This is a genomic window from Marinilabilia salmonicolor JCM 21150 (genome assembly GCF_000259075.1).
Classification (GTDB): Bacteria; Bacteroidota; Bacteroidia; order Bacteroidales; family Marinilabiliaceae; genus Marinilabilia; species Marinilabilia salmonicolor.
On record NZ_AJKI01000030.1, the window covers coordinates 61,112 to 73,330 of the forward strand.

Genomic DNA, 12,219 nt, shown 5'->3' on the forward strand with positions numbered 1-12,219 from the left:
ATTCCCGTTCAATAGATCGTTAGATTTTAGAAGCCAGAGGTTGGGCGAATCGTAAAACATTGACATTCTGCACTTTATAAGAAACAATCGTTTAAACCTAAAGATTTAATTTCCAGAGCTTTGGAAAAATTTAACGGACTATTGCCCGTTTAGTAAGAACAGAAAAACATAAAACACAAACCACTTTTAACGCACAATTTCGTGACAAACCCATGATTTTTTCTTAACTTTTGTACATACAAAAACTAAGTTATTATGAGTGAAACACAACATATTGAACGTTATGGAAATCTTCTGAAGCAGGAAAACCTGAGAACACTGGAAGACAAAATATGGCCAAACACCTTTGTTCTGGAAGCTCCGGAACCATTTCCCGGGTTTTTTAATTACTATTCCGACCACCCGGTGGACAGCAAGCCCCTTTACATCTACCTGGTATTAAAAAGATTATACACATTGGAAGAGATTACCAGGGCAACTCAGAATATCCAGAAGTATTTTGATACCGATTTCAACGCTACCCCGGGCGTTGTAAACATTTACAACAAACAATTTGATGTAATCAGGGTGCGCCACCTGGACAACTTTTCTCAGATTACCGACCTGCAGGCAAGCTACATGGATCAGGGTATCGAGTTCAAAAGCAAACCCAACAGAAAGGTGGAAGGTCCGGCGGTTATCCGCATCAAAAAGTTTTTTATTCTTGATGAACCTGAGCAGGGATTGTTTTTCGACACCATAGAAAAAGATCACGGCTATTTCCTGATCCCCTCACAACTAACCTGGAAACACTTCGAAGACATTACCCGGAGAGTTAAATTCAATTGGGAAAAACCGTTTTTCGATGCGGCCATTGGTCACTTCCATGTAAAATTCGGGCTTCAGGATATGATTCGAATCTATTACCCGGAAATGAGCCTGGGTTATTTGCGTGAAGTGAGGAAAAAGTTTCTGGAACGCATTAAATAAAAGGAATTATTACCAAAGCCTCTTCTGTTTTTGCACCGAAGAGGCTTTTTTGATTCCTCCGGTCCAATCAATCAGATGACTGGTTTCTTCAAATACATTTTTTTCTCCGAATAAAAAATCATTGGCCCTCTGATGACATATCATCGGATGCGTGGTAGAAATGCTGTGGTTTAATTCAAGATGTTCTACCGCCTTCCTGGCATGGTTTCCCCATAAAAACCAAAAAGCATCCGGACAGTTTTTATTAATATAACCAAGCAACCGGTCAGTAAATGGTTTCCAATATCCTGAATGACTGCCAGGCTTACCAATTTTACAGGAAAAAGAGGTATTCAGCAACAAAACACCCTGTTGCTCCCAATATTTGAAAAGCTCATTGGGCGGAAGCAGGGAGAAATTTCCACCTGCTATCTCTTCTTTGATGACATTAAATGTCCTGAACTCCTTTTTATCAGCAGCATAAAGCGCTCTGACAATATTGCGCAGACTGGTATTCCGAAAAGGCTCTGTCCAGCTCTTCAATGGACCAACCTCAAAAGCCCGGCCTGTGGCCACTCCCTTTTGAGGATAAGGATCCTGCCCAATAATGACAACTTTTACCCTGGTTAAATCAAGTGTAAGAAACCGAAGAATTTTATCTTTATCGGGAGTTACTTCAGCATCAGCATTCTCAATCTTTTCAGAAACTTCCTGAATAATATTCCGGATTTCACTATCCAAAAAGGACTTCCAGGATGCATCTGTTTCTTTGGGTAAAATCATCAGGATTCATTAAAGTGATACGTGGATTTTCGAATTTCAAATATAATGATTCCAATCAAAACCTTCTACAAGGACCCGACAGGTACACTTTTTTTTATAAACCATAAACCCTAATTCCTTCTGATTTGTTAGCTTTGAAAACAAAAAAATGCGACACCATCATTTTATTTTACTTCTCCTGGCATTTGCAGTAATCAGCTGTCAGTCACCCGGGAAACCAACACTTTCCTTTGCCCGTCAAATACCCATCGACAGTACCGTTGCGTCCGATTCCTCAATTTCGGCAACCATCGCCCCTCTTCGCGATTCAGTGGAAGCCATTATGAATGAAGTAATCGGTTCGTCACCAAAAGAGATCTTCTCCGAAAAACCGGAATCACCACTATCCAGTTTTGTTGCAGACCTTCTGAAAGAAACTGCAGTTGAAGAGTTAAATGAATCAGGAAAGGAAGCCCTTCCGGTTATAACGGTAATTAATATTCGCGGGTTGAGAGCCCCACTGCCCAAAGGAGTTATTAAAGTGAAAGATATTTATGCGCTAATGCCCTTCGAGAATCAGATGATTATCCTGAAAATGTCAGGTAAGGATATTAAAAGTTTATACCAGCATATGGGAGAATCAGGCGGGGACGGACTCAGCGGCGGATCCTTTACATTCAACAACCAATCGGTTAAGAACCCTGAAATTAACAACAAGCCTTTAAAAGAGGATGCATTCTATTACGTTGTAACCTCTGATTATCTGGCAACAGGCGGGGACCATTATAACATTTTTGCCAACGCAGTTGAAAAACATGAATCTTCAAATAAAATCAGAGATTTGATTATTCAACACATACGGGAATTGAATGCACAGGGCAAACAAATACAAACCCCATCGAATCAAAGAATCAAAATGCAATAGCTAATCAACCTGCCATATTCAAAACTGAGGCTATGAAACGAGCATGGCAATATTTGCCCCAGAAGATCATGTATAAGTTCCTGCATGAGAGCTCCAACCAACCTTAATAAACAAATTTTACAGGGATGAAAACAAACAGAAGACAATTCATAAAAACACTGGCTGCCGGAAGTCTGGCAGCCACACTCCCATTCGCAGTAAAAGGAGAATCCGGGAGCCATAATACACTAACCATCCTGCATACCAACGATGTCCATAGTCACCTGGATCCTTTTGAAGCCAATCACCCCAGATTCCCCAACATGGGAGGCTTTGCGCGAAGAGCAAGTCTCATCAGCAAAATCAGACAACAAAAAAAGCACGTTTTATTGGTCGATGCAGGAGATATTTTTCAGGGAACTCCTTACTTTAATTTCTTTGGCGGCAAGCCGGAATTGGAATTAATGTCAAAAATGGGGTACGATGCAGCAACCATTGGAAATCATGAATTCGACAATGGAATGCAACATCTGTCCGACCAGTTGAAATATGCAGACTTTCCTTTCATCTGTAGCAACTATAACTTTGACAACACAATTCTGAAAGGGAAAACACAATCCTGGAAAGTCATTGAAAAGGGCCCCTTCCGGATTGGCATTATCGGACTTGGCATCAACCCTGCAGGGCTGGTATCTCCGGCCAACTATAAGGGGATGGACTGGCTTGATCCCATAAAAACTGCGGAAGAAACCGCGACATATCTTAGAAACGAGAAAAACTGCAACCTGATTGTTGCTCTTTCACACCTGGGAATCAACAGCTCTGAAGAGAGACCTGACTCGGATAGAAAAACAGCAGCAGAATCTTCGTCCATTGATGTCATTATTGGGGGGCATACTCACACTTTTATGGATGAACCGGAACTAATAAAAAACAAAGCCGGAAAAAACGTCATCATCAATCAGGTTGGCTGGGGTGGTGTAATTTTAGGACAATTGGACATCACACTGAACAAAGGGAAGTCGACATTCCTAGCCACGCAACATATTGTAAGATAATGTTAGGATATTGCCTTTTGCACTATATCATTCGTAATAGTCCGCTAAAATAAAGCCTAAACGCAGAGTCGAAAGGCAGAGTCGAAAGGCTGTATGATGAGGGATTTACAATAATCTTCCTCAAAGAATTTAAAATATTCAGAATTTGACGCAACCAAATTTTCAGATTATAATCTTAATAGAAATGCGTGTAAAGCTTAAACTATGAAAAATCTGAAACTTACTGGATTTGCCCTCTTAATAATATGTTTTGCATCATGTAACACTGACGATGAAATTATCCATGGGGAGGTTGAATTCATCGCTGAATATTCGGCTACAGTTACAGTTGGTGGTATCATCGGAATAATTGAACGAACTTTTGAAATTGGTGAAGTCTATAAAGCTACAGACGATGGAGGCAAGACAATAACCATTAGAATAGCTGAACATTCAGATTTAAACGAAGACTGTCCGAATAGTTGGTGCTACCAGGAATTTTTAGACGTACCTCGGGAATATTTGAGATTTGTAAAATGACCAAAGCATAAAACTCCTTCAGCTTCGATATTTTATTTTTTTCAAATACTATAAACTTAAAAGCTTTTCAAGCTCTGATTCCCTTGGATATAAAAGCATGCCCACAAAATAAGCCAAATATTTATAGCTGTAATAATTACATGAAAATCTCCCCTTAAAGTGAGACGAACCAAGTAGATATATTTGTTTGTTTAATCAGCATAGAGTTTTATCTAGAGTCTGTCCATAAAGTACCATTTGCTTTGTTATGCTTGCCGCCGAAATACTCATTTACCCAAGTAAACTCCGCTTTTGGCGGCTTGCGCCACCCATCGGTCGCCAAAGGCTTGCCGACGGCACGGCGCTAAAGCTTTAGGCGGCACGCGGTCGCAAGCCTTGCAACTGGCACTTTCTGACCAGACACATGACTAAAAACAAATTTTACTTAGTTTATGGACAGGCTCTATCTAGGGTATTGGTTCCCGAAACTTCGGGAGAACTCGCATGTGAAGGTTTTATACATTTTCTCTTGTGCCATCTCTTGCCATGCTCATTTCATTTAGAACATTTACTTCAAAAAAGCCTCAAAAGATTATCCGCTATTAGACCTAAGTTTGTATCTTTGTTATATGAAGAAATTCAGAGATTATTATAGATTCTTTTGTGAAGAGGAGTTTTGTATCCGGATTTTAAAGGAAATCAGGCAACAACAGGGAGTGATTTGCAAAAAATGTGAAAGCAAAACCCATTACTGGAAGAACGACAAAAAAAAGTTTGAGTGTAAAGAATGTAATTACAGAACATCGTTAAAGAAAGGCACAATAATGGAAAACAGCAATTTACCACTACAGTATTGGCTGTCAGCAATTGCCTATTTAAGTACAACAGAAGAAAACATCTCGGCTCACAAGCTCCAACAGGAACTTAGACATAACCGTTATGAACCCATTTTACGGATGGTAAAAAAAATAAGATGCATTCCTGAAACAGACCTCATGAAACAAAAAATTTTACAATACATCAGTAGAGCAAATACAGCAGACCTTAATTAATAAAAAATGGAAACGATAAAACCAAACATTGACTGGTTTGATAAAATTCTCCCCGACGGTTTGCCCATAAAATCAACAACCATTATTACCGGCCCCGGAGGGTCAGGCAAACCGCTTATTGGTGAATATTTTCTGGCATCTTGGTTAAAAAACGGAGGCAGCGTTGTGGTAATGTCCTTGCAATACCCATCACCGGAATTTGTAACCACGAGTGTAAAAAACATTACCGGGGTTAACTTCAATGATTATGCTGAAAATGTAGTTTTTCTTCAACTTAACACAGAAATACAGAATCTTGAGCAGACAGACAAACAGCTTATCAATGCCAACCTGGTAAAACCGGAAGTTTGGAATCAAGCTATTAATCTTGCTACAAAGCAGTTACCTATAAAAGGGCCGGGTATTTTAGTATTTGCATCAGCTCTAAATATTTTACTTTTTTCACCGAGCTATGGTGAAGCCATTTTCAGTAGAATTAAAGAAACGATAAGATCAAATACACACTTAACCTACATCATTTCTGTTAGCAATTCAGCAAAAAAAGAAGAAATTGCACAATTGGAAGAAATGGCTGACAACTTAATCGTTTCACGCAGCGAGAAAGACCCTTTCCAGTTATATATGAAAATCGAACGATTAAAATCCGGACAATTTGATCACAAAGAAATTCAGATTCCTGTCTCAGCAGATACATTGAACCACTTCAAAGAAATTTCCAAACACAGCAGGGGAAGAGTTCTTCCCGCAATAAAGAAAATATAGTTCCACCCTTTAAATATATGCAAATTGAAAGACTCAAAAAAAATAGGAATTATCATTTGCAACCGATACAGAGACTGTGCCGGAGGAAAATGTTTTCGGTCAAAGAAAGCCCGGGAGGGAGCTTTTAGCATCTATGATAAACACACAAATTTAGAAATTGTGGGATACACGACTTGTGGAGGTTGCCCGGGAGGAAATATAGAGCATGCACCGGAGGAAATGCTTAAAAACGGTGTTGATGTGATACACCTGGCCACCGGGTTGGTGGTGGGCTATCCCCCATGCCCTCACATTGCCTATTTCAAGAAATACATCGAAGAAAGATTTAAAATACCGGTTGTTGTCGGAACCCACCCCATTCCCCAAAAGTATCTGCTCAACCATCAAAGACTGGGCACGTGGAAATCTGATGAGTGGAAGGAATGGATTGCCCCCACCTTATCTGACGAAGTAACAAGATTAGCATACAACTAAAACTTCACTTAAAATGTATAAATATCTCTTTGGCCCGGTACCTTCGCGAAGGTTAGGAATGTCGCTCGGAATTGATTTGATTCCCAAGAAAGTCTGTTCTTTAAACTGTGTGTATTGCGAGGTAGGCAAAACCACTAAACTGACTGTCGATCGGATGGAGTATATAAAATACGATAAGGTAATTGCAGAATTGAAGCAGTTTATGAGCAATGATCCTAAAATCGACTATATCACTTTTTCAGGATCCGGGGAACCAACACTCAATAGCCGCATCGGAGAGGTCCTGAAATATATTAAGAAAAACTATCCGCTCATAAAAACAGCCGTTTTAACAAACGGAACTTTGTTTTTTGATCAACACGTAAGAAAGGAACTGTTTCAGGCCAATGTGATCCTACCATCTTTAGATGCTGCAAGTCAGTCAGCTTTTGAAAAAATTAACCGACCGGAACCCTCTTTGAAAGTTGAGTCTTATATTCAGGGATTGATTGATTTGAGGAAAGAATACAAAGGACGAATCTGGTTAGAAGTATTCATATTGAAGAACTATAACGATTCAAAAGAAGAATTGGATTTACTTAAAAATGCAGTTCTGAAAATTAATCCCGATATTATTCAGTTAAACACGTTGGACCGACCGGGAACAGAAGCAGGACTCGTTCCGTTATCAAGAAATGAGTTACAGGAAGTAATTAATTACTGGAACCTTCCAAATGTTGAAATTATTGCGTCCGCACAAAATCGCACAATCATTGAATCCTACAGTGGCGACATTGAAGCAACCATTTTAGAAACCATAGCGCGTCGCCCTTGCACCCTCGATGATTTGCATCACCTTTTAGGTATTCATGTAAACGAAATCAATAAATATCTTGGCACAATGGAAGCCGAAGGTAAAATCACAACTCAAAATCTTGACAGAGGCGTTTTTTATGAGTTGACGCAAAAATGAAAACAAATCGTCTCGAAACTGCATTTTTTCAAATTAATCCATTACGAATATTTATGAATCCCGGAGACTAAAAACCACTCTATTTTTTTTAATCTATAATATCCAAATATGAAAGTAGCAATCCCATCTGACAACCAATCAACAATCACCAAAAGAACCGGACAAAGCAAAGGCTTCATGGTCTATGAAGTAATTGACAACAAGATCGTCAACTCTGAATACAGAGAAAACACTCAGGATGAACACGATGAAGAAATAGAACATTCTCACCATCAAATAATTGAAATACTAAACGATGTTGACATTTTATTGGTTGCTGCCATTGGAAAATACATGAAAAAAGATGTCGATAGGAGTTCAATAAAGTATGAAATAGTGAATGAAGAAAAGTTAGATCAAATCATTGATAATTTTTTGAAAAAGACTAAATAGTGTTTGTCTATAAAGTCCAACTTCTGCGTTGTTGCTCAAAATCTAAATCCTCAAATACACTAGTATTCTGCGGTTTAGATTTTTCACACGCCTTGAATTTGAACTTTCTAGTTCAAACACGGGAAAAACGCTTAGTTTATGGACAGAGACTAAATAGCCACAATGCCAAAAATTGAAGCTTTCCAGAAATATACCGATGAATACGAAAACTGGTTTGTTAAAAACAAATGGGCTTTTCTATCGGAATTAAAGGCAATTAAGAAGTTACTTTCCCGGGTTGACGGGGTTATTGAAATTGGTATCGGAAGTGGCATCTTTGCAAAACCACTGGGAATTATCGAAGGAATTGATCCTTCGGATGCTATGCGCAAAAAAGCAGAGCAAAAGGGACTAAAAGCATTGGATGCCGCAGCGGAGAAATTACCTTATGCCAATGCATCCGTCAACGGAGCTGTTATGATTACTTCCATCTGTTTTGTTGATGATATTTATCAATCGTTCAGAGAGGCTCATCGAATTCTAAAAAAGGACGGATTTTTAATTTTAGGGTATGTGGATAAAGACAGCCCAGTTGGCAAAGATTATTTAAAGCATAAAAACGAAAGTATGTTTTATCAGGAAGCAAGCTTTTTTAGTACCAAAGAACTCTACGATATATTATTTCAAACAGGATTTGAGGTTACAGAAACTTGTCAAACAATTTTTGGGAAGGTTAATAATATAACAGAAATCCAACCTGTTAACCATGGATTTGGGGATGGCAGTTTTGTTGTAATAAAAGCGCAAAAAGTAAATGGAAGAGATCTATAAAATATTTTTAAAATCCATTATGATATCCGGGTTTGTGTTTATCATGATGGTAGCTATTGGATACATCACCCTTTCACACTAATTTCTTTCAGTTTTTCCCTGTTTTTAACAACAATCTTTTTGCCCTTTATCGCTAAAAAACCATCGGCTTCAAATTCTTTAATAAATTTGACTGCACTTTCGAGCGATATAGAAGCAAAATCAGCAATATCCTGACGGTTTAAATAAGAAAAAACATCTTCTTTCAGAAAATCATCCTGAGAAAGATATAAAAGTGCTGAGGCCAGTTTTCCACGCATTTGTTTGAAAGAAACATTTTGAATAACGTCGAGATAATGATTTTCGCTTTGACAGTTTCGGGAAGTAATGCGCATGGAAAAATCCGCATTTTTCCGTAACAAATCTTGCATAGCCTCTTTATCAATCATACAAATAAAAGAATCGCTAAGGGCCGAGATAGAATATTTGAAAACGGTACCTCCAAAAATCGAGGAGAAACCCATAAACTCACCTGACTTTACGATACTCAGGTTTATCTGTTTGTTAGCGGTTTGTATAAATATTTTAGCAAGCCCTTCTACCAGATACAAGACATAAGGTGCAAATGCTCCCTGTTTAAAAATAGTTTCACCCTGTTTATAGTAAACCTGAGTCTTTTTTTGATTTATAAAATCAATCTCATCAGGATACAAATATTGAAAACATTTCGACCCTTTCTTGCACTCTTTGCAACTTACCCTATTCAAATTGTTGAAATCCATAATTACTGCTTCTGCTAAATTGAAGAAATCGATAATCCGTAAACCCTTTCCGGAACCATTTTTAATCCATGATGCCCATCCGGCAAAAAAACATAAACCCCATCACAATGCAACACTTAATCCTCCATAGCTGGGATTATAGCTTCTTTTAGTAAAATATTGAACACCAAATTTAATTAGTTTCTGTCCATAAAGTACCACTTGCGTCGTTACACTTGCCGCCAAAATACTCATTTACGATTAGTAAACTCCGTTTTTGGCGGCTTCGCATGCCTAGCAACTGGCACTTTCTTACCAGAAACATGACTAAAAACAAATTTTGCTTAGTTTGTAGACAGACTCTAATTAACAGAAATTCCCTTACAAAACAACATTTCGCAAAGACTCGTTTAGTATTGAGAAAATCTTTCTGGTTCTTGAGTCAACTTGTGCTTGAGCATCTCATGACGAACATACATGAATTATTCAGGGTATACGATTTCATTGCGCATCCTTCTTTGGGAAGATTCGATATTATGAAATTGAAATGTGATAATAAAAAAGTTATCAAATCTCAAAGGAACAACAGTTATTGCCAGGTTGGTTTTCCTTTAAAAACCTCTTCACTTAAAATACCTTTGCGCACTTATTTATGAAACAAGCGTGGAACTTTAATTCTTCAAACCTGACACGACCTGCCCAAGGATATCCAAAAAATATATTAAAAAAAAGATTCTGAGTTCCATCCGAACATAGTAAGTCAATTTTATGTGAAGAGAACGAGCTCAGATTGTTCGGGACAAGTTCCATCACATCAATATCTTAGACAAATAATTACTGACAAATATTTTAAAAAAATAAAACATGGAAAAAAGTTACGATTTAATCGTTGTTGGCGGAGGTCCTGCAGGCATTACACTTGCAAAAAGATTGGGTAAAAAATATAAGATGGCCATTATCAGGCCTGAGGATTACAGTATGATTTATTGTGCCATGCCATATGTTGTTGAGAACCTGATTGAAAAGAAAAAATGTTTAAAAAATGATGAATTGGTGACCGACACCGGAGCAGAGCTGATTCGAGATGAAGTTGTGTCGATTGATTTTGATAATAAAAATTTGTTTTTAAAAAATGATAGAGAATTATCGTTTAAGAAAATTATTATTGCCTCAGGCGCAACTCCTTTTATCCCCCCTATAGATGGCGTGGATCTGGAAGGTGTAATGGGTTTTAAAACTCAAAAAGATCTTGAAAAAATCAGTGCTTTTGTAGAAAACGGGCTAAAAAAAGCCGTGGTTATCGGTGCCGGCGCTATAGGAATTGAACTGGCACAGGCCTTAAAACACAAAGGAATCGATGTTTCTTTAGTTGATTTAGCGCCACAAGTCCTCCCAAATTTGGTTGGAACAGAATTTGCTCAAAAAGCCTCTGAGGAACTGATCAAAAATGACATACACCTTATCCTAAACTCGAGAGTAGAAAGGTTAGTAGGAAAAGACTATGTTAAAGAAGTACATCTCGATAGTGGTGAAATACTATACCTCGATGAATATACTCCTTGTACGGATAATGATAATACAACTATAAAAGGGCTTGTTGTTTTTGCAACCGGAGTTGTCCCCGACTTAAATTTCATTCCGGAAAATACATTATCCATTGGCAGACAGGGGATCATTGTTAATGAACGAATGGAAACAAGTATTCCTGATGTTTATGCAGTAGGTGATTGTGCTCAGTACAAAAGTTATATCACAGGCAATACATTAGGCGGCAAACTGGCAACGAATGCTGTCCCGATGGCACGAATCCTTGCAGAAAATTTAATGGGTAAAAAAGCAGCATATAAAGGCTTTGTAAACGGTGCAGCAACAAAAGTATATGACAATTATGTGGGAGGAACAGGCCTTACAGCACAAGCAGCTGAAAAAGAAGGTTTTGAAATTTTAAAAGCGTATAGCCAACTGACGACCCGATTCCCGATTATGCCGGGCAAAAAAGATATACGCTTAAAGCTTGTTGTGGATAAAAAGACTACCAAAATAATCGGAGGGCAAGTATTTAGCGGCGAACCGGTAACAGGCCTCATAGACCTTATTTCCTTTGCCATTCAAAAAGAAGCTACAGCATACGATTTACTGGATCTAAGTTATTCATCACAACCCTATCAATCATTCTTCCCAGCCGGAAACATAGTTGTAACGGCAGCGGAAAAGATTATTAAACAGTTGGAGGAAATAGCTGTTTAAATTGAGAACTGCATAAAACAAAATCAACAAAACTTTAAGATTTTAATTACAATGAAGGAAAAGACCTTGATAATTGGCGCCAGTTTAAAACCCGAACGCTATTCATATAAAGCAGCAAAACAATTGCTGGCAAACGGAATTGACATTTATATGATTGGTAACCGACCCGGCGTCCTGTTTAACAATGAAATAACAAAAGAACAAATAGTGTATCCTGATGTTGACACTGTTACAATGTACGTATCTGCCAAAAATCAGAAAGGATATTACGATTACATAAAATCCCTGAATCCCAGAAGGGTAATTTTTAATCCCGGCACAGAAAATTCAGAATTTGCACGACAATTGGAGCAGAGAGGAATAGCGACGGAGGAGGCTTGCACTCTTGTATTATTGGCAACAAAGGTGTACAATAATTAAGTACATAAAAAAATCAGCTTGATTCATCTCACAAAAAAACGCGCAAAACCTCAGCAATGAGCTTTTTGCGCGTTTTTTTAATCTATAATTTAATTAGTGTCCGTCTATAAACTAAGCAAAATTTGTTTTTAGTCATGTTTCTGGTCAGAAAGTGCCAATT

General features: G+C 38.0%; 13 protein-coding genes. 11 read left to right on the top strand and 2 right to left on the bottom strand.

Annotated elements, in window-relative coordinates:
- The first annotated feature begins 255 nt into the window (after positions 1–255).
- Positions 256–969: a hypothetical protein gene (locus W7W_RS0113935; RefSeq protein ID WP_010664332.1), complete on the top strand. Its 714-nt coding sequence runs from the start codon at positions 256–258 to the stop codon at positions 967–969.
- Between the two features lie 9 nt (positions 970–978).
- Here W7W_RS0113935 and W7W_RS22270 read toward each other — a convergent pair whose 3' ends face one another.
- The gene (locus tag W7W_RS22270) at positions 979–1,731 is read right to left on the bottom strand and encodes a uracil-DNA glycosylase (RefSeq protein ID WP_010664333.1); all 753 of its coding nucleotides are present in this window, start codon (positions 1,729–1,731) and stop codon (positions 979–981) included.
- A 148-nt stretch (positions 1,732–1,879) separates the two neighbouring features.
- On the opposite strand from W7W_RS22270, the gene W7W_RS0113945 reads away from it, so the two are divergent.
- From W7W_RS0113945 to W7W_RS0113985, 8 genes are all read left to right on the top strand, one after another.
- Entirely contained in the window at positions 1,880–2,635 is a 756-nt protein-coding gene (locus W7W_RS0113945; RefSeq protein ID WP_010664334.1) for a 5'-nucleotidase C-terminal domain-containing protein, read from the top strand.
- 125 nt (positions 2,636–2,760) lie between these two features.
- The gene (locus W7W_RS0113950; protein WP_010664335.1) at positions 2,761–3,672 is read left to right on the top strand and encodes a metallophosphoesterase; all 912 of its coding nucleotides are present in this window, start codon (positions 2,761–2,763) and stop codon (positions 3,670–3,672) included.
- A 204-nt stretch (positions 3,673–3,876) separates the two neighbouring features.
- Entirely contained in the window at positions 3,877–4,191 is a 315-nt protein-coding gene (locus W7W_RS0113955; protein WP_010664336.1) for a hypothetical protein, read from the top strand.
- A 1,037-nt stretch (positions 4,192–5,228) separates the two neighbouring features.
- Positions 5,229–5,984 (top strand): ATPase domain-containing protein, encoded by a 756-nt coding sequence (locus W7W_RS0113965; RefSeq protein ID WP_010664338.1) that lies wholly within the window; start codon positions 5,229–5,231, stop codon positions 5,982–5,984.
- 24 nt (positions 5,985–6,008) lie between these two features.
- Positions 6,009–6,458: a CGGC domain-containing protein gene (locus W7W_RS0113970; RefSeq protein ID WP_010664339.1), complete on the top strand. Its 450-nt coding sequence runs from the start codon at positions 6,009–6,011 to the stop codon at positions 6,456–6,458.
- 13 nt (positions 6,459–6,471) lie between these two features.
- The gene (locus W7W_RS0113975; RefSeq protein WP_010664340.1) at positions 6,472–7,410 is read left to right on the top strand and encodes a radical SAM protein; all 939 of its coding nucleotides are present in this window, start codon (positions 6,472–6,474) and stop codon (positions 7,408–7,410) included.
- Positions 7,411–7,518: 108 nt separating this feature from the next.
- Complete coding sequence (locus tag W7W_RS0113980) at positions 7,519–7,842, top strand: NifB/NifX family molybdenum-iron cluster-binding protein (RefSeq protein ID WP_010664341.1); 324 nt, start codon at positions 7,519–7,521, stop codon at positions 7,840–7,842.
- 162 nt (positions 7,843–8,004) lie between these two features.
- A complete protein-coding gene (locus tag W7W_RS0113985; protein WP_010664342.1) occupies positions 8,005–8,652 on the top strand; it encodes a class I SAM-dependent methyltransferase in 648 nt (215 codons plus the stop codon).
- A 65-nt stretch (positions 8,653–8,717) separates the two neighbouring features.
- On the opposite strand, the gene W7W_RS0113995 is transcribed toward W7W_RS0113985, so the two are convergent.
- Entirely contained in the window at positions 8,718–9,413 is a 696-nt protein-coding gene (locus W7W_RS0113995; protein ID WP_010664343.1) for a Crp/Fnr family transcriptional regulator, read from the bottom strand.
- 843 nt (positions 9,414–10,256) lie between these two features.
- Here W7W_RS0113995 and W7W_RS0114005 point away from each other — a divergent pair.
- A complete protein-coding gene (locus W7W_RS0114005; protein WP_010664344.1) occupies positions 10,257–11,639 on the top strand; it encodes an FAD-dependent oxidoreductase in 1,383 nt (460 codons plus the stop codon).
- A gap of 51 nt (positions 11,640–11,690) precedes the next feature.
- Positions 11,691–12,059 (top strand): CoA-binding protein, encoded by a 369-nt coding sequence (locus tag W7W_RS0114010; RefSeq protein ID WP_010664345.1) that lies wholly within the window; start codon positions 11,691–11,693, stop codon positions 12,057–12,059.
- The last annotated feature ends 160 nt before the right edge of the window (positions 12,060–12,219 follow it).